This is a genomic window from Pseudomonas atacamensis (assembly GCF_017167965.1).
In the GTDB taxonomy this organism is placed as follows: Bacteria; Pseudomonadota; Gammaproteobacteria; order Pseudomonadales; family Pseudomonadaceae; genus Aquipseudomonas; species Aquipseudomonas atacamensis.
This window is the reverse complement of the sequence record NZ_CP070503.1, coordinates 471,581-492,795: the sequence shown is the minus strand read 5'-3', so window position 1 is coordinate 492,795 and position 21,215 is coordinate 471,581. Positions and strand designations below refer to the sequence as shown.

19 protein-coding genes are annotated in these 21,215 nt (G+C 62.0%); 4 read left to right on the top strand and 15 right to left on the bottom strand.

Annotation, left to right across the window (positions count from 1 at the left end):
- Nucleotides 1-22: 22 nt before the first annotated feature.
- From JWU58_RS02255 to JWU58_RS02225, 7 genes are all read right to left on the bottom strand, one after another.
- Nucleotides 23-577, bottom strand: a complete 555-nt coding sequence (locus JWU58_RS02255) for a phosphonate degradation HD-domain oxygenase (protein WP_206421427.1) — start codon at nucleotides 575-577, stop codon at nucleotides 23-25.
- Nucleotides 574-1,707, bottom strand: coding sequence for a TIGR03364 family FAD-dependent oxidoreductase (locus JWU58_RS02250; RefSeq protein ID WP_206421426.1), 1,134 nt, complete (start codon nucleotides 1,705-1,707; stop codon nucleotides 574-576). Before JWU58_RS02250 ends, JWU58_RS02255 begins: the two co-directional genes overlap by 4 nt.
- A 126-nt stretch (nucleotides 1,708-1,833) precedes the next feature.
- Nucleotides 1,834-2,859, bottom strand: coding sequence for a putative 2-aminoethylphosphonate ABC transporter substrate-binding protein (locus tag JWU58_RS02245; protein ID WP_024014691.1), 1,026 nt, complete (start codon nucleotides 2,857-2,859; stop codon nucleotides 1,834-1,836).
- Between the two features lie 37 nt (nucleotides 2,860-2,896).
- Nucleotides 2,897-4,621 carry a putative 2-aminoethylphosphonate ABC transporter permease subunit gene (locus JWU58_RS02240; protein WP_206421425.1) on the bottom strand — a complete coding sequence of 575 codons (1,725 nt, stop codon included), beginning with the start codon at nucleotides 4,619-4,621 and terminating at the stop codon, nucleotides 2,897-2,899.
- A complete protein-coding gene (locus tag JWU58_RS02235) occupies nucleotides 4,621-5,697 on the bottom strand; it encodes a putative 2-aminoethylphosphonate ABC transporter ATP-binding protein (protein ID WP_206421424.1) in 1,077 nt (358 codons plus the stop codon). Before JWU58_RS02235 ends, JWU58_RS02240 begins: the two co-directional genes overlap by 1 nt.
- A gap of 221 nt (nucleotides 5,698-5,918) precedes the next feature.
- Nucleotides 5,919-6,782, bottom strand: coding sequence for a LysR family transcriptional regulator (locus tag JWU58_RS02230; protein WP_038861192.1), 864 nt, complete (start codon nucleotides 6,780-6,782; stop codon nucleotides 5,919-5,921).
- Between the two features lie 15 nt (nucleotides 6,783-6,797).
- Nucleotides 6,798-9,053 carry a heavy metal translocating P-type ATPase gene (locus tag JWU58_RS02225; RefSeq protein WP_206421423.1) on the bottom strand — a complete coding sequence of 752 codons (2,256 nt, stop codon included), beginning with the start codon at nucleotides 9,051-9,053 and terminating at the stop codon, nucleotides 6,798-6,800.
- An 84-nt stretch (nucleotides 9,054-9,137) separates the two neighbouring features.
- On the opposite strand from JWU58_RS02225, the gene cadR reads away from it, so the two are divergent.
- Entirely contained in the window at nucleotides 9,138-9,587 is a 450-nt protein-coding gene (gene cadR / locus JWU58_RS02220; protein WP_125916722.1) for a Cd(II)/Pb(II)-responsive transcriptional regulator, read from the top strand.
- 120 nt (nucleotides 9,588-9,707) lie between these two features.
- Here the strand turns inward: cadR and JWU58_RS02215 are convergent, their stop codons facing one another.
- From JWU58_RS02215 to JWU58_RS02205, 3 genes are all read right to left on the bottom strand, one after another.
- Complete coding sequence (locus tag JWU58_RS02215; RefSeq protein WP_041476852.1) at nucleotides 9,708-10,679, bottom strand: thymidylate synthase; 972 nt, start codon at nucleotides 10,677-10,679, stop codon at nucleotides 9,708-9,710.
- A 50-nt stretch (nucleotides 10,680-10,729) separates the two neighbouring features.
- Nucleotides 10,730-11,545, bottom strand: a complete 816-nt coding sequence (gene lgt, locus JWU58_RS02210) for a prolipoprotein diacylglyceryl transferase (protein WP_016772683.1) — start codon at nucleotides 11,543-11,545, stop codon at nucleotides 10,730-10,732.
- A gap of 79 nt (nucleotides 11,546-11,624) precedes the next feature.
- Complete coding sequence (locus JWU58_RS02205; RefSeq protein ID WP_016772682.1) at nucleotides 11,625-12,407, bottom strand: sulfite exporter TauE/SafE family protein; 783 nt, start codon at nucleotides 12,405-12,407, stop codon at nucleotides 11,625-11,627.
- A 130-nt stretch (nucleotides 12,408-12,537) separates the two neighbouring features.
- Between JWU58_RS02205 and JWU58_RS02200 the strand changes: the two genes are divergently transcribed.
- On the top strand, nucleotides 12,538-13,284 hold the full coding sequence (locus tag JWU58_RS02200) for an NRDE family protein (RefSeq protein WP_206421422.1): 747 nt from the start codon (nucleotides 12,538-12,540) through the stop codon (nucleotides 13,282-13,284).
- A 122-nt stretch (nucleotides 13,285-13,406) separates the two neighbouring features.
- Here JWU58_RS02200 and ptsP read toward each other — a convergent pair whose 3' ends face one another.
- Together ptsP and JWU58_RS02190 are read right to left on the bottom strand one after the other, a co-directional pair.
- The gene (ptsP, locus tag JWU58_RS02195) at nucleotides 13,407-15,686 is read right to left on the bottom strand and encodes a phosphoenolpyruvate--protein phosphotransferase (protein ID WP_024014698.1); all 2,280 of its coding nucleotides are present in this window, start codon (nucleotides 15,684-15,686) and stop codon (nucleotides 13,407-13,409) included.
- Between the two features lie 22 nt (nucleotides 15,687-15,708).
- On the bottom strand, nucleotides 15,709-16,188 hold the full coding sequence (locus tag JWU58_RS02190) for an RNA pyrophosphohydrolase (RefSeq protein ID WP_003229203.1): 480 nt from the start codon (nucleotides 16,186-16,188) through the stop codon (nucleotides 15,709-15,711).
- 143 nt (nucleotides 16,189-16,331) lie between these two features.
- On the opposite strand from JWU58_RS02190, the gene JWU58_RS02185 reads away from it, so the two are divergent.
- Nucleotides 16,332-16,988, top strand: coding sequence for a histidinol-phosphatase (locus tag JWU58_RS02185; protein ID WP_073471005.1), 657 nt, complete (start codon nucleotides 16,332-16,334; stop codon nucleotides 16,986-16,988).
- 120 nt (nucleotides 16,989-17,108) lie between these two features.
- Here JWU58_RS02185 and JWU58_RS02180 read toward each other — a convergent pair whose 3' ends face one another.
- Nucleotides 17,109-17,522, bottom strand: coding sequence for a DUF2269 family protein (locus tag JWU58_RS02180; RefSeq protein WP_122698619.1), 414 nt, complete (start codon nucleotides 17,520-17,522; stop codon nucleotides 17,109-17,111).
- Between the two features lie 41 nt (nucleotides 17,523-17,563).
- Nucleotides 17,564-19,078 carry a threonine ammonia-lyase, biosynthetic gene (gene ilvA / locus JWU58_RS02175; RefSeq protein ID WP_071172186.1) on the bottom strand — a complete coding sequence of 505 codons (1,515 nt, stop codon included), beginning with the start codon at nucleotides 19,076-19,078 and terminating at the stop codon, nucleotides 17,564-17,566.
- A 317-nt stretch (nucleotides 19,079-19,395) separates the two neighbouring features.
- Between ilvA and rpiA the strand changes: the two genes are divergently transcribed.
- A complete protein-coding gene (gene rpiA, locus JWU58_RS02170) occupies nucleotides 19,396-20,070 on the top strand; it encodes a ribose-5-phosphate isomerase RpiA (RefSeq protein ID WP_007913886.1) in 675 nt (224 codons plus the stop codon).
- 141 nt (nucleotides 20,071-20,211) lie between these two features.
- On the opposite strand, the gene JWU58_RS02165 is transcribed toward rpiA, so the two are convergent.
- Complete coding sequence (locus JWU58_RS02165; RefSeq protein ID WP_206421421.1) at nucleotides 20,212-21,129, bottom strand: SdiA-regulated domain-containing protein; 918 nt, start codon at nucleotides 21,127-21,129, stop codon at nucleotides 20,212-20,214.
- Nucleotides 21,130-21,215: the final 86 nt, after the last annotated feature.

Below are 21,215 nucleotides of genomic sequence, written 5' to 3'. Positions count from 1 at the left end.
TGGCGCGACTCGGTGACATGGGTTACGCCGCCAGCAGTCGCGCCGCTTTCGCTTTCAATCCAGCCAGATCCACCAGCGGCACCGCAACCTCCTTCGCCAACTCATCCCAGCGCCGCATGCGCAAACTCAGCGCACACAACGGATCAGCCTCGAACGCATCCGCCTCAGCCGCGCTCATCACACCGCCCTGATATTCCAGCGTCCTGCGACTCGCCTCACTCAACCGCGCGTAATAGCCCGGCTCGCGCAAGGTCAGATAGCGTTTGGCCTGGACGTGATATTCCACCAGTCGCGCCAGCCGTTCGCTGAAACCTGCCTCACGCAGATAATCCGCACCGAGCCGTTCATGGCTGACCACGCCATAACCGCCCATGTTTTCCGCGCCCTCGGCACACAAATGGCCGATGTCATGAAAAAACGCCGCCAGCACCACTTCATCGTCACAGCCTTCAGCCATGGCCAGTTCTGCGGCCTGGGACATGTGCTCGAGCTGCGACACCGGTTCGCCGATGTAATCGCTGGCGCCGAAGCGTTCATACAGGCCGAACACCCGGGCGATCACCTGTTCTTGATTCATGCTTGCTCCAGTAACTGCGCGATGTTGCGTTCGGCCAGCGCCGGGCCGACGCTCATGCCGACGCCGGTGTGCATCAGCGCCACGCTCAGGCCCGGTGCCGGGCGCAGGAATGAAAACGGCGCCGGCCCCCGAGAACCATAGACGCCCTGCCAGCGTTCGACCACTTGCACCTGGCAGCCCAGCGTCTGCTCGGCGAGTTCGAGCATCCAGTTGTCAATCTGCTCGGCATTGAACGGTGACGCATCGCTGCCGTAATGATGCGAATCGCCGATGATCAACTCACCATACGGCGTCGGGCTGATCAGCAGGTGAATGCCGTTGGCGTGCAGGTGCGGTTGCTCACGGAGGATCTGCGCCTGCACCGCTGCGGCTTGCGGCAAATCGGCGAAGGCGCCGTAGTGCACGCAGCTCAGGCCGGTGAGCACGGCGTGTTGCAGATTCAACTCGATGCTTGGTCTGGCCCGCAGCATTTGCAAACGACAGATCTGCGGCTCGAGCGCAGCAATCGGCTCGGCCAGCAGGGTCTGATAATCGTGGCCGGAGCAGACGATGATCTGCTTGCCGGTAAAACTGCCGGCGGTGCTGTGCAGACGCCCCGGTTCGACGTCGCGCACCAGCGTGGAAAAGTGAAACTCGACGCCGAGGTCACGGCGCAAGTAGTCGATCAGCGCGGGAATCGCTTCGCGTGAGTACAACTGCTGATCATCGATACCGTGCAGCGCGGCGCGGTGATGGCTGAACTGGCTGCCATACAAATCACGCAACGCCGCGCCGCGCAGCAGCTCGACGTTGTAGCCATGCTCGACCGCGCGGCCGGCGCAGAAGGCTTCGAGCAGGTGTTCTTCGGCCTCGTTACGGGCGAACAGGTATGAGCCGTTGCGCTTGATCTGCAGGCCGGCAAGTTGCGCCCAGTCGCCCCAGATCTCGCGGCTGGCCTTGGCCAGTTCGAGCATGATGCCGGGCGGCTGACCGGTAACCAGCGCCTGGCCGAAGTTGCGCACCGAAGCGCCGAGGGGCGTGGCGGTGCGTTCGAATACCGCGACTTTCAGGCCGCGTTTGGCGGCGGCATAGGCGTGGGACAGACCGAGGATGCCGGCGCCGATGATGAGCAGGTCTTTGGGTTGTGTCATGAAGCCACCTCAATGATTGTTCCCACGCGGAGCAAAGGAATGCAGCCAGGAACGCTCCGCGTCCTTTGTGACGCAGAGCGTCACCGGATTCATTCCCACGCAGAGCGTGGGAACGATCGGCACCGGTTACTTGGCGACAACTTTCTCGGACTTGCCGTCATACCGCTTGCGCCATTCAGCCAGGATCTCGTCGCGATTCTTCGAGGCCCAGGCAAAGTCGTTCTTGATCAGACGCTGCTCATAGTCGGCTGGCAATTCGGTCTGCGGCTTGGCGATCCCCGGCTGGGCGAGCACGGCGAAGTTCTCTTTGTACAGATCCATCGCCTCGGCGCTGGCGGAGAAGTCGGCGAGTTTCTTCGCTGCCTCTTCATGCGGCGTGCCCTTGATCACCGCCGTCGCTTCGATCTCCCAGCCCAGACCTTCCTTCGGCAGGATGATATCCAGCGGCGCGCCCTGGCGTTTCAACTGTACGGCTGGATATTCAAAGGAAATCCCGATCGGAAACTCCCCCGCCGCCGCCAGCTTGCAAGGCTTGGAACCGGAGTGGACGTACTGGCCGATGTTCTGGTGCAGGCCGTCCATATACGCCCAGCCCTGCTTCTCGCCGAAGGTTTGCAGCCAGGCGCTGACGTCGAGGAAACCAGTGCCGGACGACGCCGGGTTGGGCATGACGATCTTGCCCTTGTACTCAGGCTTGGTCAGGTCCTGCCAGCTCACGGGCTTGGTCAGACCCTGCTTCTCGGCCTCGACAGTGTTGAAGCAAATGGTCGCGGCCCACACGTCCATGCCGACCCAGGCTGGCGGGTTGGCGGCGTCGCGGTAGTTCGCGCCGATCTTGCCCAGATCTTCCGGTGCATAGCTTTGCAGCATGCCTTGCTGATCGAGAATCGCCAGGCTCGACGCGGCAAGGCCCCACACCGCGTCGGCCTGCGGGCGGGCTTTTTCGGCGAGCAGTTTGGCGGTGATGATCCCGGTCGAATCGCGCACCCACTTGATTTCGACGTCCGGGTTGGCCTTCTCAAAGGCCTCCTTGTAGGACTTCAGTTGTTCGGCTTCGAGGGCGGTGTACACCGTCAACTCGGTTTTTGCCGCGAAGGCATTCAGGCTGAAAGTCGCGAGCACAGCAGCGGCCAGGGCCATAGGCTTGAACATGAGCGTTTTCCTGTAGATGAGTTGATCGGGTTTGCAATCAGTGACCGGGCGCGGTTTGCCGCCAGGCCTGGGAGCGGCGCAACAGGCCGCGCGAAGCCCACGCCAGCAGCAGCGACACGCCGGCCGAGGTGAACAGAATCAGGGTCGACATCGCCGCCGCGCCGCCCACGTTGCCGGCATCGTCCATGTTCAGCACCGCCACCGCCGCGAGGATGGTGTCGGGGCTGTAGAGGAAGATCGCGGCGGAAACCGTGGTCATCGCCGAGACGAACAGGTAGCGCACGATGTCCAGCAGCGCCGGCAGGCAGATCGGCACGGTAACGCGCAGGTAATGCCGGTACAGCGGCGCCTTCAGCGACAGCGCTGCGGCTTCAAACTCGGCGTCGAGCTGGCGCAGCGCGGTGGTCGCGGTCATTTGTGCGGTGGTCAGATAGTGCGCAATGGTGCAGACGATCAGCAGCGTCATCGTCCCGTACAGCATGTGCAGCGGATTGCCGCTGAGGTTGAAGAAGAAGACGTAACCCAGGCCCAGCACCAGCCCCGGCACCGCCATCGGCACGAAGCTGAGCATGCGCAAAGCCAGGTTCAAGCCGCGCTGGGTGCGGGTTTTCTCCATCAGATAGGCGCCAGTGAAAATCAGCACGCTGCCAATCAGCGCCGTGCCCAGCGCCATTTTCAGACTGTTGCCGTAGGCGAGCCAGCCACCGCCGGCGGTTTCGTTGAACTGATAGTGGTTGAGCGACAGCGACAGGTTGTACGGCCAGAATTTCACCAAGGACGAGAACACCGCCATGCCGAACACCAGCAGCAGCGCGGCGCAAATCAGCAAAACGATCGCCAGATAGCAGCCGTCACGCAGCCTGGACGGCAGCGGCTTGAACACCTGCGCGCGTCCGCTCATGGAGTCACCATGGCGGCGACGCAACCACGCATCGACACCGAAACTGAACAGCGCCGGCAGTAACAGCACCATGCCGATCAACGCGCCGCGACCGAATTGCTGCTGGCCGACCACGGCTTTGTAGGCTTCCAGCGCCAACACTTGATAGTCGCCACCGACCACCACCGGCACACCGAAATCGGTGATGGTCAGGGTGAACACCAGACAGAACGCAGCGAATACCGCCTGGCGGGTCGCCGGCCAGGTGATGCTGCGAAACGCCTTCGCCGGGCTGGCGCCCATGCTCGATGCGGCATCGAACAGCCGCGCATCCGCCAGCGACAATGCCGAGAGCAAAATCATCAGCGCATGGGGGAAGGTGTAGATCACCTCGCCCAGCACAATGCCCCAGAACCCATAGATATTGTCCGAGAGCAGCCCACGCAGCATGCCCTGGTTGCCGAACAGATAGACCAGCGCAATCCCCGGCAGCATTGACGGCGCCATCAGCGGCAGCAGCGAGATCCCGCGCCAGATGCCTTTGCCCGGAATCAGCGTGCGTTGCAGCGCGTAGGCAAACAGGTAGGCCAGCGGTACGACAATGGCCGCAACGCTGAGGGACACTTTCAGGCTGTTGCCGAGCAACCAGTGGAAATTGGCGCTGGTCACCAACTCTTTCGCCGCGAGCCAGCCACCGCCCTGCCCGGCGTCATTGCTGAAGCCACGCCAGAAGATCGCCAGCAACGGCAGCAGCACCGCGAGGCCGAGCAATACCAGCAGAACGACTTTGCCGCCGACCACGAACAGGCGATCGCCGATCTCGGCTTTCGAGGACTGTCGGACCTGCTTGTGCGGTAACGGCAGCGCGAGGTTGCTGTTCATCAGGCGAACACCTGCAAACTGCGCGGCGGCAAGGCGACCATGATCTGCTGGGCGCCGAGGCGCGGCATGGCTTCTGGCGCGAGCTCGGCGAGCAGCGCATGGCCTGGCAGTTGATCGAGTTCGAAGCTCATCCGGCAGCGGTTGCCGAGAAAAGTGATTTCGCGAACCTTGGCCGGGAACAGGTTCTCTTCGTGCACCAGCGGGTTGACGTTGATCGCCTCCGGGCGGCAGAACAGTCGACCCGAAGCGCCGTGTACGCTGCCCTCGGCCAAGCGCAGATTCATCCCGCCAACCTTGGCGTGACTGTCGCTGCTGCGCTGAAACGGCAGCCAGTTGCCCTGGCCGACAAACTCGGCCACGAACGGCGTGGCCGGGCGGTTGTAGATTTCCTGCGGCGTGGTGTACTGCTCGACGCGGCCGTTGTTCATCACCGCGATGCGATCGGCCATCAACATCGCTTCGTCCTGATTGTGCGTGACCATCAGCGTGGTGATGCCGAGGTTGCGTTGCAGCTGACGCAGCTCGGTGCACAAGTGCTCGCGCACCCGCGCGTCGAGAGCCGACATCGGTTCATCCAGCAACAGCAGCGACGGTGCCGGCGCCAATGCCCGAGCCAGCGCCACCCGCTGTTGCTGACCGCCGGACAATTGACCGGGGTACTTTTTCTCACTGCCGGTGAGACCGACCAGTTCCAGCATCTGACCGACACGCCGGCGCACTTCATCGCGCCCGCTGCCGGCGAGGCCGTAGGCAATGTTCGCCTCGACGGTCAGATTGGGAAACAACGCGTAGGACTGGAACAGAATCCCGTAATCCCGCGCTTGCGGGGCGAGGTGCGAGACATCGCGATCGCCCAGATACAGCTCGCCGCTGTCCTGCTGCTCCAGCCCGGCAATGCAGCGCAACAATGTGGTCTTGCCACAGCCCGACGGGCCGAGCAGGCACACCAGCTCGCCGGCGGCGACATCGAGGGAGACGTTATCCAGCGCAGTGAACGCACCGAAACGCTTGTGCACGCCGCGCACTTTCATCGGCGCGCCGGGGTTGGTCAGGGCTGTTGCGATGGCGGGATTCATGGACGGACCTCAGCAAACGGATGAGGCCAATCCTAGAGTTGTAATGCGTCCGTCATGTGGCAGCGAGGCAAAAACGGCTGATAGTGGTATTCGAGGATTTTGGTTCACTGCAGATCGTTCCCACGCTCCGCGTGGGAATGCCTCATCGGACGCTCCGCGTTCGGCTTTTGGGACGCAGAGCGTCCCGGGCTGCATTCCCACGCGGAGCGTGGGAACGATCATTACGCAGGAGACATCTCTTGGGCCAGGCCAAGAAACGCCGCCGGCAACCGCGCGCCCTTTCTTTCCTTCAGGCAATACAGATACTCCGGAATCTGCGGCGCATTCTCGATGGTCAGCACCCTCAGTTGCGGATCATGCGGCACCTCCTGCCGCGCAATGATGCTGATGCCGATATTGCGCAGCACCGCCTCACGAATCGACTCGCGGCTGCCGATCTCCAGCAACGGCCCGAAGCTGACCCCGGCGCTGGCCAGCAACTCTTCGGTCAAGCGCCGAGTAGTCGAACCCGGCTCGCGCATCAACAACGTATGCCCGGCCAGCGCGTTCAGCGTCACATGTTCCTGCGCCGCCAACGGATGATTGCGATGCACCGCCAGCACCAGCGGATCGGTGCCGAGTACCCGGCGAATCAACCGTGCATCGTCGAGCAACTGCGACGATGCCGCGACATCCACGCGGTAATCCTCCAGCGCTTCGAGCACTTGCTGCGAATTGCCGATCTCCACCGACACTTCCACCTGCGGCAAACGCTCGCGGAAGGTTTTTACCAGATCGAGGATGTAATACGGCGCCGTCGCGGCAATACGCAACGTGCCCTGCACCTGACCGCTGTTGCGCAGGAAGAACTCGATGTCGGCCTCTTGCTGCAACAGGGTCTTGACCATCGGCAGCAGCCGCGCGCCTTCGTCACTGACGCTTAAACGGCGCCCGCCACGGTAGAACAGTTCCACCGAATACTGACTCTCCAGATTGCGGATCTGCGTGGTCACGGTCGGTTGGCTGAGGCCGAGTTTTTTCGCCGCCAGCGTGATGCTGCCCAGGCGGGCGACCATGTAAAACGCTTTCAGCTCGGCACTCAGCACAACCATCCCTCACGTTTATTTGCGCAGCAGGCGCAACCCGTTGAACACCACCAGCAGGCTCACGCCCATATCGGCAAACACCGCCATCCACATGGTGGCGAGCCCGGCGAAGGTTACCGCAAGAAAGATCGCCTTGATCACCAGCGCCAGTGCGATGTTCTGTTTGAGGATGCTCGCGGTGTTGCGCGACAGGCTGATGAACGCAGGGATCTTGCGCAGATCGTCGTCCATCAGGGCGACATCGGCGGTTTCGATCGCCGTGTCGGTGCCAGCCGCGGCCATGGCGAAACCGATCTCGGCGCGGGCCAATGCCGGGGCATCGTTGATGCCGTCGCCGACCATGCCGACCCGGTGGCCGTGCTTGTACAGATCTTCGATGGCTTGCAGCTTGTCGGTCGGCAGTAAGTCGCCGCGCGCCTCGTCGATGCCGACCTGAGCGGCAATCGCCTGGGCGGTGTGGACGTTGTCGCCGGTCAGCATCAGGGTTTTCACCCCAAGCTCATGCAACTGACGAATCGCTTCGCGGCTGGTTTCCTTGACCGTGTCGGCGACGGCGAACAGTGCCAGTGGGCCTGAGCTGTCGAGCAGCAGCACCACGGATTTGCCCTGCTTTTCCAGCGCGAACAGCTTCTCTTCCAGTTGCGGTGAGCACAGGCCGAGCTCTTCGACCAGACGATGGTTGCCCAAGTGATAAGTCTGGCCGTTGATGTCACCTTTAACACCGCGCCCGCCCAGCGCGGCGAAGTTATCCACAGTTAGCGCGGCGAAGTTTTTATCCACAGCGGCATTGGCAATCGCCAGCGACACCGGGTGATCGGAGCGCCCGGCCAGCGCGGCGGCAATTGCCGGTGCGCTGGCATCGGCCGTCGGGTCGAGGGACAGGTAATCGGTCTGCACCGGTTTGCCGTGGGTGATCGTGCCGGTCTTGTCCAGCGCCAGATAGTCGAGCTTGAAGCCGCCTTCCAGATACACGCCGCCCTTGACCAGAATGCCCTTGCGCGCCGCCGCCGCGAGGCCGCTGACGATGGTCACCGGGGTGGAAATCACCAGTGCGCACGGGCAGGCAACCACCAGCAACACCAGCGCGCGGTAGATCCAGTCGAACCACGCCGCGCCCATGAACAACGGCGGGATGATCGCCACGGCCAAGGCGAAGACGAAGACCGCCGGGGTGTAGATTTTCGAGAATTGGTCAACGAAACGCTGCGTCGGTGCCCGCGCGCCTTGGGCCTGTTCGACGGCGTGAATGATTCGCGCCAGGGTCGAGTTGTTCGCCGCAGCGGTCACCGTGTATTCCAGCGAGCCGGCCTGATTGATGGTGCCAGCGAAGACTTTGTCGCCGACGGTTTTTTCCACCGGCAGGCTTTCACCGGTGATCGGCGCCTGGTCGATGGTCGAGCTGCCGCTGACCACCGCGCCGTCCAGGGCGATGCGCTCGCCGGGTTTTACCCGCACGCGCGCGCCGAGATCGACGCTTTTCACCTCTTTTTCGCGCCAGTTGCCGTCAGCCTGCAAGACCGTCGCCTGCTCCGGCGTCATCTGCATCAAGCCGCTGATTGCGTTGCGCGCTCGGTCCAGCGAGCGTGCTTCGATCAACTCGGCGACGGTGAAGAGGAACATCACCATCGCCGCTTCCGGCCACTGGCCGATGAGGATCGCGCCAGTCACCGCAATGCTCATCAGCGCATTGATGTTGAGGTTGCGGTTCTTCAGGGCGATCCAGCCCTTTTTATAGGTGCCGAGGCCGCCGCTGAGGATCGACACCAGCGCAACAATCGCCACCACCCAATCCGGTGCGGCGCTGGTGAAATGAATGACTTCGGCGCCCAGCGCGGTCAGGCCGGACAGCGTCAGTGGCCACCAGTGTTTTTTCACCGCAGCCGGGGTCGGCGCGTTGACACCCGCCTCGAGCGGCTCGGCGTGCATGCCGAGGGATTTGATCGCGTCGGTAATCGGCTCGGTGCCCGGCAGATTATGGGTCACTCCAAGCACGCGGTTGATCAGGTTGAATTCCAGCTGCTGCACGCCGGCCAGTTTGCCGAGCTTGTTCTGGATCAGCGTCTGCTCGGTCGGGCAGTCCATCGCCTCGATGCGGAAGCTGCTCAGGCGCGCGTCGGCGCTGGTCTTTTCGCTCAATTGCACCCGCGCAGGTGCGGCGGCTTTTGACGAGCAGCAGGCATCGCCGCCATGCGCATGTTTATGCACGGGCTGCAATTTATGACTGTGATCGTGACCGTCGCCGGGCTTGTGGGTGTGCAGGGAATCGCTCATTGGTCGCGTCCATGAAGGTGCCTGTTGCCAAGTAAAGACCCTGTAGCCACTATAGGGTCAAGCACCCTTTTGGAGATGGCCGTCATGAAGATCGGCGAACTGGCGAAACTCACCGACTGTGCGGTGGAAACCATCCGCTACTACGAGCGCGAAAACCTCCTGCCGGAACCGGCGCGCAGCGACGGTAACTATCGCGTCTACACCCAGGCCCACGCCGAGCGCCTGACCTTCATCCGTAACTGCCGCACACTCGACATGACCCTCGAAGAAATCCGCAGCCTCCTCGCCCTGCGCGACAGCCCGCAGGATCAGTGCGAGAGCGTCAACGCGCTGATCGACGAACATATTCAGCATGTGAAGGCGCGAATTGATGGCTTGCTGGCGTTGCAGAGACAACTGCTCGACCTGCGCCAACGCTGTGGCGAAGGGCCGGAGGCCGATCAATGCGGGATCTTGCAGCGGCTGGAAGTGAGTGGCGGGGTTGTTGCAACCGAAGTTGAGCATTCCCACGTCGGCCGTAGCCACGGCCACTGACGGGCGAAGCTCGTTCCCACGCTCCGCGTGGGAATGCCGCCATGGACGCTCCGCGTCCAAAGTGACGCAGAGCGTCACGGGATTCATTCCCACGCGGAGCGTGGGAACGATCAATGGTGACTAGACCGCCATCGGCGCGGTCATCGGCGGATGGTGCTCATAGCCTTCCAGCGAGAAGTCGCTCGGCTCGACCAATTCCAGCCACTCCGGCTGATACACACCAGTCTTGGCAAACTCCGGCACGCGGTCGGAGATTTTCAGTTTCGGCATGGCAAACGGCTCGCGCTTGAGCTGTTCGTTGAGCATGTCCAGGTGGTTTTCGTAGACGTGCGCATCGCCGATGAAATAGGTAAACCAGCGCGGCGTGTAACCGGTCAGGCGACCGATCAGGCTCAGCAGCGCGGCGCCTTCCGTGAGGTTGAACGGTGTGCCCAGGCCCAGATCGTTGGAGCGGATGTAGAGAGTCAGGGAGATTTCCTTGGTCTCGACGTTCGGGTGGAACTGGTACAGCAGATGGCATGGCGGCAGGGCCATTTCATCGAGCTGGGCGACGTTCCAGCCGTGGAACAGAATGCGGCGGCTGCCCGGATCCTTGATGATCGTGTCGACGCACTGGCGCACCTGATCGATCGCCTTGTACAGCACGACGTAGGCCTGGCCGTCTTCTTCGCCCTGAGCGATCTGCTTGTAGCCGTTGGCCAGGGTTTGTTCAATGGCGGCGGTGTTGCTCAGCGGGATCTGCTTGTACGCCGGCCATTTGCGCCATTGCACGCCGTAGATTTCACCGAGGTCGTCGTCGCCCTGACGGAACGGGTTGGCCAGCCATTGCGCGTTTTCGTTGGCGTTCTGGTCCCAGACCTTGCAGCCCAGCGCGCGGAATTCAGCGGCATTGTTCACGCCACGCAGAAAGCCGCACATCTCGCCGATGGCCGATTTGAAAGCCATTTTGCGCGTGGTGATCGCCGGGAAACCTTCCTGCAGATCGAAACGCAGCATCGCTCCCGGGAAACTGATGGTGTTGATACCGGTGCGGTTGGCCTGCTTGGTGCCGTTCTGAATGACGTGCGAGACCAGTTCGAGATATTGCTTCATGAGTTACCTGTGTCCTTGGAGCCCCGGCGTCGCGCGCCGGGGTTCGTAGTTTAAGCCGTCGGCGCGAGCGGCGCTGCCGGGGCGCGACGATAGGCCAGCCAGATCAGCAACAGCCCGCCGACAATCATCGGCACGCAGAGCACCTGGCCCATGGTCAGCCAGTTCCACGCCAGATAGCCCAGCTGTGCATCCGGCACGCGGACGAATTCGACGATGAAACGGAAGATGCCGTAGAACAGCGCGAACATGCCCGAGACCGCCATGGTCGGACGCGGTTTGCGCGAGAAGATCCACAGGATCAGGAACAGTGCCACGCCTTCGAGGGCGAACTGGTACAGCTGCGACGGGTGACGCGGCAACTGCGCCGGATCGCTGAACGGGGGGAACACCATCGCCCATGGCACGTCGGTGGCCTTGCCCCACAACTCGGCGTTGATGAAGTTGCCGATGCGCCCGGCGCCCAGACCGATCGGCACCATCGGCGCGACAAAGTCCATCAACTGGAAGAACGACTTGCCATTGCGCTTGCCGAACCACAAGGCCGCGAGCATCACGCCGATGAATCCGCCGTGGAACGACATGCCGCCCTTCCACACTTCGAAAATCAGCGTCGGGTTGGCCAGGTATGCGCTCAGATCATAGAACAGCACATAGCCCAGACGGCCGCCGACGATTACGCCCATCGATAGCCAGAACACCAGATCGGAGAGTTTCTCCTTGGTCCAGGTCGGGTCGAAGCGGTTGAGCCGGCGCGACGCCAACAGCCACGCGCCGCCGATGCCGATCAGGTACATCAGACCGTACCAGTGGATTTTCAGCGGACCGATGGCCAGGGCCACCGGGTCGATCTGCGGGTAAGGCAGCATTGCGACTCCTTGTTAGAGTTGAAAGCGAAATTCCCGGGCGACGCTGCCACCTCAGGATTAAGCCAGGATTGCCACGCGGTCAGAGCAGAAAGCTCAAACCCACGCAGAACAGCAAAGCGGCGAACAGCCTTTTCAGCAAGCGCGGCGACAACCTGTGTGCCAGACGCGCGCCGAGCCGGGCGAAGACCATGCTGGTCAGGGCGATGCCCAACAATGCCGGCAAATACACAAAACCGAGACTATGGGCTGGCAACAACGGATCGTGCCACCCCAGAATCATGAAACTTGCTGCACTGGCCAGAGCGATCGGCAAGCCACAGGCCGATGAGGTCGCCACAGCCTGCTGCATCGGCACGCTGCGCCAGGTCAGAAACGGCACGGTCAGCGAGCCGCCACCAATGCCGAAAATCGCCGAGGCCCAGCCAATCACCGTACCGGCAGCGGTCAGACCGAGTTTGCCCGGCACCGTTCGGCTGGCCTTGGGTTTGACATCCAGCGCCAGTTGCACGGCGATCACCAGAGCGAACACGCCGATAATCTTTTGCAGGTTCGGTCCGGAGATCGCTTCTGCGGTCAGCGCACCGAAACCGGCGCCGAGCAGAATGCCCACGGTCATCCAGCGAAAAATCGCCCAGCGCACCGCGCCACGGCGGTGATGTTCACGCACGGCGTTGACCGAGGTGAATATGATCGTCGCCAGCGACGTGCCCACCGCCAGGTGCGTGAGGATCGACTGATCGAAGCCCTGCAGGGTGAAGCTGAACACCAGCACCGGGACGATGATGATCCCGCCGCCGACGCCAAACAGCCCGGCGAGCACGCCCGCACAGGCGCCGAGCGCCAGGTAGAGCAGAAATTCCATGACCGTCTCCAGCACGCATCGGCAAAACAGGAGCGGCATGTTAACGGATGCGCAGCCTTCTGCTCCACTGGCGATGGATGCACGGACGCCGGATGCGTAGAGTGGGCAAAAAACACACAAGGACCACCTTATGTGCCTGATCGTTTTCGCCTGGCGCCGGGGCCATGCCCAGCCGCTGATCGTCGCGGCCAACCGCGACGAATTCTACGCCCGCCCCAGCCTGCCATTGGCGCCGTGGCCCGAGGCGCCGCATGTGCATGCCGGGCGTGATCTTGAAGCTGGCGGCACGTGGCTGGGGATCGGCGCCAACGGACGCTTCGCCGCGCTGACCAATATTCGCGATCCACAGCAGCCACCGGCGACCAAATCCCGGGGCGAGCTGGTGGCGCGGTTTCTTGCTGGTGATCTGTCGATTGACGATTATTTGAGCGATGTGGTGGCTCGTGCCGCCGAATATGCCGGGTTCAATCTGCTGCTGGGCAATGCCCATGAGTTGTGGCATTTCAATGCACGAGCGTCAGAGCCGGTGATGTTGCAGCCTGGACTTTATGGGTTATCCAACGCGGGGCTGGATACGCCGTGGCCGAAACTGCTCAAGGCCAGGGCGGCGTTGAGCGCGGTGCTGGACGATCCGCAGCCTGAGCGCTTGCTGGCCTTGCTGAGCGATGCGCAGACCGCACCCGAGGCGGAGTTGCCGGATACCGGGGTAGGCATGGCGACGGAGTCGTTGTTGTCGAGCGTGTTTATTGCCAGCCAGAGTTATGGCACGCGAGCGAGTACAGCGTTGATCGTACAAGCGGACGGCACGCGGCGGATGGTGGAGCGCAGTTTTGGGCCGTATGGCGGGCATTTGGGCGAGGTGGAGGTTGTGGTTTAGCGGTGCCTGAACTGGCGCCTTCGCGAGCAGGCTCGCTCCCACATGGCTTTCGTGATCGATACGAATCCCTGTGGGAGCGAGCCTGCTCCGGGCGGCGTTCCGACGAAGAGGGCATCAGCCTTTTAGAGAGCCTTGGTCACCACCGGCGAATTCATCTTCGCCAACCCGAGATTCTTCAGCGCCAGTTGCAGCGAGCTGTGGATAACCTGCGGGTTATCGATCTTCATCAGTTCCGCCAGCATCTCCTGCGCCTTGCTCAGGTTCACCTGACGCAACATCCACTTCACCTTCGGCAGGTTGGTGGCGTTCATCGACAGGCTGTCGAAACCCATCGCCATCAACAGCACCGCCGCCGCCGGATCACCAGCCATCTCGCCGCAGATACTCACCGGTTTGCCTTCGGCATGGGCGTCAGTGACGACGGTTTGCAGAGCTTGCAGCACCGCCGGGTGCAGATAGTCGTAGAGGTCGGCGACGCGCGGGTTGTTGCGGTCGACCGCCAGCAGGTACTGGGTCAGGTCGTTGGAGCCGACCGAAAGGAAGTCGACCATCCGCGCCAGTTCCTTGGTCTGGTACACCGCTGCCGGGATTTCGATCATCACGCCGATCGGCGGCATCGGCACGTCGGTGCCTTCGTCGCGCACTTCGCCCCAGGCCCGGTGGATCAGGTGCAGGGCTTCTTCGAGTTCGTGGGTGCCGGAGATCATCGGCAGCAGAATCCGCAGGTTGTTCAAGCCTTCGCTGGCCTTGAGCATCGCGCGGGTCTGCACGAGGAAGATTTCCGGGTGGTCGAGGGTCACGCGGATACCGCGCCAGCCGAGGAACGGGTTGTCTTCCTTGATCGGGAAGTACGACAGCGACTTGTCACCGCCGATGTCGAGGCTGCGCATGGTCACCGGTTGCGGGTGGAACGCGGCGAGCTGTTCGCGGTAGATCGCCAGCTGTTCCTTCTCGCTCGGGAAGCGCTGGTTGATCATGAACGGCACTTCTGTGCGGTACAGGCCGACCCCTTCGGCGCCACGCTTCTGCGCCCGCGCCACATCGGCGAGCAGGCCGGTATTGACCCACAGTGGCATGCGGTGGCCATCGAGGGTCACGCACGGCAGGTCGCGCAGGGTGTCGAGGCCCAGCGCCAGTTGTTTCTCTTCTTCGACGACTTCGGCGAACTGCTTGCGCAGTACTTCGCTGGGGTTGGTGTAGACCTCGCCACGGGTGCCGTCGACGATCATTTCGATGCCGTCGACCTTGGCGTACGGCAGATCGACCAGGCCCATCACCGTCGGAATGCCCATGGCCCTGGCCAGAATCGCAACGTGGGAGTTACCCGAACCGAGTACCGAGACCAGACCGACCAGCGTGCCTTCCGGCACCTCGCCGAGCATCGCCGGCGTCAGCTCTTCGCTGACCAGAATGGTTTTTTCCGGGTAGACCAGGTTCTGCTGGCGCTCTTCCTGCAGATAGGCGAGCAGGCGGCGGCCAAGGTCTTTGACGTCCGAGGCGCGCTCGCGCAGGTAGGCGTCGTCCATCAGTTCGAAACGGTTGACGTGCTCAGTGACCACCTGACGCAGCGCGCCCTGAGCCCACTGCCCCGTCTTGATCACGGTGGTGATTTCGCTGCCCAGCGAGGCATCGTCGAGCATCATCAGGTAGACGTCGAACAACGCGCGTTCTTCCGGGCGCAGCTGGGTCGCGAGTTTGGCGGACAAGGCGCGCATGTCGGCGCGCACGCCTTCGATGGCAGTCTTGAACAGCGCCAGCTCAGCGTTGATGTCGGTGATGGTCTTGTCCGGCACCACGTCCAGGTCCGCCGGCGGCAGCATGACCACGGCGGTACCGACGGCAGCACCCGGCGAACCCGGTACGCCGACGAACTTGGCTTCCTGAATGCCCTTGCCCTGCCGGCCCAGACCACGGATCGAACCGGTGGCCTCGGCGTGGGCGATTACGCCGGCGAGCTGCGCGCTCATGGTCACGAGGAAGGCTTCTTCACCTTCGTCGAACTGGCGGCGTTCTTTCTGCTGGATGACCAACACGCCGACGACGCGGCGGTGGTGGATGATCGGTGCACCGAGGAACGAGGCGTAACGCTCTTCACCGGTTTCGGCGAAGTAGCGATAGCGCGGGTGAACCGAAGCGTTCTCGAGGTTCAGGGGTTCTTCACGCGTGCCGACCAGACCGACCAGACCCTCGTTGGGGGCCATGCTGACCTTGCCGATCGAGCGCTTGTTCAAGCCCTCGGTGGCCATCAGGACGAAGCGGTTGGTTTCCGGATCAAGCAGGTAGACCGAGCAGACCTGGCTGCCCATGGCCTCTTTGACGCGCAACACAATAATCCCCAACGCCGCCTTGAGATCCTTGGCGGAGTTAACTTCCTGGACGATCTTGCGCAGCGTATTGAGCATGGCTCGGGGTCGAACTCCGTCGTCAGTCGCGCGCTAAAAGGCGCGGGGCAAGCTCTTTGAGAGCGCGTCGATAAACCTCGCGCTTGAATGTCACCACCTGGCCCAACGGATACCAATAGCTGACCCAGCGCCAGCCATCGAACTCCGGTTTACCGGTCAGATCCATCCGCACCCGCTGCTCGTTGGAGATCAGGCGCAGGAGAAACCATTTCTGTTTCTGGCCGATGCACAGCGGTTGGCTGTGGGTACGCACCAGGCGTTGCGGCAAACGATAGCGCAACCAGCCTCGGGTACAGGCCAGTATTTCAACATCTTCACGTTCCAGGCCAACTTCTTCGTTCAGCTCGCGGTACAAGGCGTCTTCCGGCGTCTCCTCGGGGTTGATCCCCCCTTGCGGAAACTGCCAGGCGTCCTGATTGATACGGCGAGCCCATAGCACCTGGCCGGCGTCATTCGTCAGAATGATCCCGACATTGGGGCGGAAACCATCGGGGTCGATCACGGCAACAACCTCGCAAACGCATGTCGCCGCATTGTTCCACAAAGCTTGATGAGGCGGCAACGAAGGTTCCTACCTTATGTGCACTCTTGTGAAAAGACCGTATTCTTGTCGCCTTTTTACTGACTTTTCAGCGGGTAACTGCAATGCGCCTGGCTTTATTCGATTTGGACAACACCCTTCTGGGCGGCGACAGCGATCACGCCTGGGGCGATTATCTGTGCGAGCGCGGCTTCCTCGACCCGATCGCCTACAAGGCGCGCAACGACGAGTTCTATCAGGATTACCTGGCCGGCAAGCTCGACAACGCTGCCTACCTGAACTTCTGCCTGGAAATTCTCGGCCGCACCGAAATGGCCGTGCTCGACGCCTGGCACAGCGATTACATGCGCGACTGCATCGAGCCGATCGTGCTGCCCAAGGCACTGGAGCTGCTGAAAAAGCACCGCGATGCCGGCGACAAACTGGTGATCATCACCGCCACCAACCGTTTCGTCACCGCGCCGATCGCCGTGCGCCTGGGCGTGGAAACCCTGATTGCCACCGAATGCGAAATGGTCGACGGCCGCTACAGCGGGCGCAGCACCGACATTCCGTGTTTCCGTGAAGGCAAGGTCACGCGCCTCAATCGTTGGCTGGAAGAGACCGGGCATTCGCTTGAGGACAGCTATTTCTATAGCGATTCGATGAATGATCTGCCGTTGCTGGAGCAGGTGGCGAATCCGGTGGCGGTGGATCCTGATCCGAATCTGCGGGCCGAAGCCGAGAAGCGTGGCTGGCCGGTGATTTCGTTGCGCGGCTGAGATTGCTATCGCTGGCAAGCCAGCTCCCACAGGGAGCTCAGTGTCCACTTAATCAGTGTTCACTGAATACCCCTGTGGGAGCTGGCTTGCCAGCGATGGGGGTCAACTCGGTCTCAAGCCTTAAACCGGCTTGGCCCCCATCAACGCCGCTATGGTGACAAATCCGACGCCGCTGACAATCGCCAGGGCCAGATTGAACGTGCGATTGCCCACCCCGCTTGTCCACAGCCGATCCAGCCGGACCAGCAGCCAGACCGCGCTGAGCGTGGCCACGGCATAGATCACGCTGGACCCCAGAATCCACAATTGGCCCAATGGCCAGCCCACCAGGTGTACCAGCCACCAGCCAGTGAAGGGCATGCTGAGCATACCGATCAGCATCAGACACCAGATGAACAGCCAGGGACGGCGCATCGTACTGGCCGGGCCTTCGCTGCGATTACGCCAGGTCAGGGCGGCGAGCACCAGCCCGCTCACGAGGATGACCACGGTCGCCGCGACGTGGAGGACTTTCAGGGTGGTCAGGGTTTCCATGTCGTTCTCTTCCGTAGATCCATGCCCATCAGCGTAGCCGCTCAGCCAAGAAACAGCTGATAGGCCGGGTTGTCGCTTTCATCCCAATACGGGTAGCCGATTTCCGCCAGTGCCGCCGGCACCAGATGACGCTCGTCATGGGGCACTTGCAGGCCGGCGACCACGCGGCCGTCCGCTGCGCCGTGGTTACGGTAGTGGAACATCGAGATGTTCCAGCGCCCGCCGAGCTTGTTGAGGAAGTTGAACAAGGCTCCCGGACGCTCCGGGAATTCGAAGCGCAGCACCACTTCATCGACCACCTGCGCCGCGCGGCCGCCGACCATGTGGCGGATGTGCAGCTTGGCCAGTTCGTTGTCGGTCAGGTCGATAACCGGAAAACCCTGCTCGGTCAGGCTCGCCAGTAAGGCGCTGCGCGGATCGTTGTCCGGGTGAGTCTGCACGCCAACGAAGATGTGCGCTTCGCTGCCGGTGTTGTAGCGGTAATTGAATTCAGTGATCTGGCGCTTGCCGATGGCTTCGCAGAACGCCTTGAAGCTGCCGGCCTTTTCCGGGATGGTCACGGCGATGATCGCCTCGCGACCTTCGCCCAGTTCGGCGCGTTCGGCGACGTGGCGCAAACGGTCGAAGTTGACGTTGGCACCGGAGTCGATGGCGACGAAAGTCTGGCCGCTGACGCCACGCTGCTCAACATACTTCTTGATCCCGGCCACGCCCAGCGCGCCGGCAGGCTCGGTGATCGAGCGGGTATCGTCGTAGATATCCTTGATTGCCGCGCAGATCTCATCCGTGCTGACGGTGATCACCTCATCAACGTAATCCTTGCAGATCTCAAAGGTGTACTGGCCGATCTGCGCCACCGCCACGCCGTCGGCGAAGATGCCGACAGTCGGCAGAACCACGCGCTCGCCCGCTGCCATCGCGGCTTGCAGGCAGTTGGAATCGTCCGGTTCGACGCCAATCACCTTGATGTCCGGACGCAGGTATTTCACGTAGGCCGCGATACCGGCGATCAGGCCGCCACCGCCGACCGGGACGAAAATCGCATCCAGCGGCTGCGGGTGCTGACGCAGGATTTCCATCGCCACTGTGCCCTGCCCGGCAATGGTGTGCGGATCGTCGTACGGGTGGATGTAGACGTAGCCTTTTTCATCGACCAGTTTCAGCGAATAGGCCAGCGCTTCCGGAAACGAGTCACCGTGCAGCACCACTTTGCCGCCGCGCGAACGCACGCCTTCCACTTTGATTTCCGGGGTGGTCTTGGGCATGACGATGGTGGCTTTGACGCCCAACACTTTCGCCGCCAGAGCCAGACCCTGCGCATGATTGCCCGCCGAGGCGGTGACCACGCCGCGGGCGCGCTCTTCGTCGCTCAGTTGCGTCAGCTTGTTGTAGGCGCCGCGAATCTTGAACGAGAACACTGGCTGCAAGTCTTCGCGCTTGAGCCAGATGTCATTGCCCAGCCGCTCGGAGAGCTGGCGGGCGTTCTGCAGCGGGGTTTCTACGGCAACGTCATAAACGCGCGAGGTGAGGATCTTCTTGACGTACTGTTCGAGCATCGGAAAGCATCACTGGCGATTGGGCGGGACCAGCGAGTCTAACCCGCCTTTTGCCGAGGCGACCACACTAAACAGGTGGTTTTAAGGTCTGGAAACCCATTCTTGAGTGAGCACTGTCGTGGCGAGGGGATTTATCCCCGCTGGAGTGCGAAGCGCTCCCCTGCATTTTTTCAGTTACACCGCGTTCCAGGGTCTTACGACGACTGCGTTGCCGAACGGGGATAAATCCCCTCGCCACAGCTTGTTTCCCCCTGTACCACCGCGAGGCCTATAATGCCGGCCTTTCTGCCCAACCCTTGCCTGCTTCCGGAGCCCGCATGACCCAGGATCAACTCAAACAGGCCGTGGCCCAGGCCGCTGTCGACTTCATCCTGCCGAAACTCGACGACAAGAGCATCGTCGGCGTCGGCACCGGCTCCACCGCCAACTGCTTCATCGATGCACTGGCCCAGCACAAGGGCGCGTTCGATGGCGCCGTTGCCAGCTCCGAAGCCACCGCCGCGCGCCTCAAGGGCCATGGGATTCCGGTGTATGAGCTGAATACCGTCAGCGATCTGGAGTTCTACGTCGACGGCGCCGATGAAAGCGATGCGCACCTGAACCTGATCAAGGGCGGCGGCGCAGCCCTGACCCGCGAGAAGATTGTCGCCGCCGTGGCCAAGACCTTCATCTGCATCGCCGACGCCAGCAAACTGGTGCCGGTGCTCGGCGAGTTCCCGCTGCCGGTGGAAGTCATCCCGATGGCCCGCAGCCACGTAGCCCGCCAACTGGTCAAACTCGGTGGCGACCCGGTGTACCGCGAAGGCGTGTTGACCGACAACGGCAACATCATCCTCGATGTGTTCAACCTGCAGATCACCAACCCGGTGGAGCTGGAAGCGCAGATCAATGCCATCGTCGGCGTGGTCACTAACGGCCTGTTCGCCGCGCGCCCGGCGGATCTGTTGTTGCTGGGCACCAGTGAAGGCGTGAAAACTCTGAAGGCTGAGTAACAGACTGCCCGAATCATGGGCAGACAAATAAACCTGTGGGAGCGAGCCTGCTCGCGAAAGCGTCGGGTCAGTCAACATATTCAGAGACTGATCCACCGCCTTCGCGAGCAGGCTAGCTCCCACAGTGTTTTGTGGTGTTGGTCAGTTTTGTGTGGGCTTCTTGAAGACGTAAAACAGATTCGGCTCGCTCACCAGGTACAACGTGCCGTCATCATCCATCGCAATCCCTTCCGCCTGCGGCACGGTTTTCTGCAAACCCTGACGCCCGCCACTGATCGACATGGTGCTCAAGGGGCGCCCGTCGACATCCAGCTCGATAATCAACCGCGACTCGTCCGACAGTGCCAGCAAGTGCCCGCTGCGTTCGTCGTACTGCAGACTCGACAGATCACGCACGAACATCCCGGCATCGCGCTTGGGGTTGTTGATCACGTGCACCGCGTAGGTCTTGTCCGGTTTGAAGTGCGGAAAACCATGGACCTCGTAGATCAGCATCGGGTCGCGTTCTTTCGCCACGAACAGCCGCTTGCCCACTGAATCGTAAGCCAGCCCTTCGAAACCCTTGTTGCCGGACATGTGCACGCCGAGGGTCATTTGCTCGGCATCTTCGGCATCGAGAAAAGTGGTGTCGGCCTCGAGGTGGATCTTGATCAGCCGTTGCTGGCGCTCGTCGGTGATCACGTAGGTGTCGGCGCTGATGTATTCGACCGCTTCCGGATCGCCAAACCCCACCAGAGCGATGCGCCGCAGAATCTTGCCTTCCAGGGACAATTCGACCAGTTCGGAATTCTTGTTGGTCACGGTGAACAGGCTTTTACGCACCGGATCGTAGGTCAGCGCCGAGACGTCATCGTCGAGCCCGTCGATCGGCCGCGCTTCGATGGTCACCCGATATTGATCCAGGCCGATCGCCTCGCTGCTCACCGGTTGCCACAGCGTGTGCAGATTGAACCAGGCGCGCTCGAACAGGCGCAAGTATTGACCGATCGCGAGCAACGCGATCAGGGCAATCATCAACAGGGCAAGAATCAGCGGTTTGGGACGGGCAAGTCGACGCATTCAGGCAGGCTCGGGTTCAAGGCAGGCGGATGAAATATCACGCCTGTCTGAACTGAAGCTTAATGGCCACTTGCCTGCCACGACAA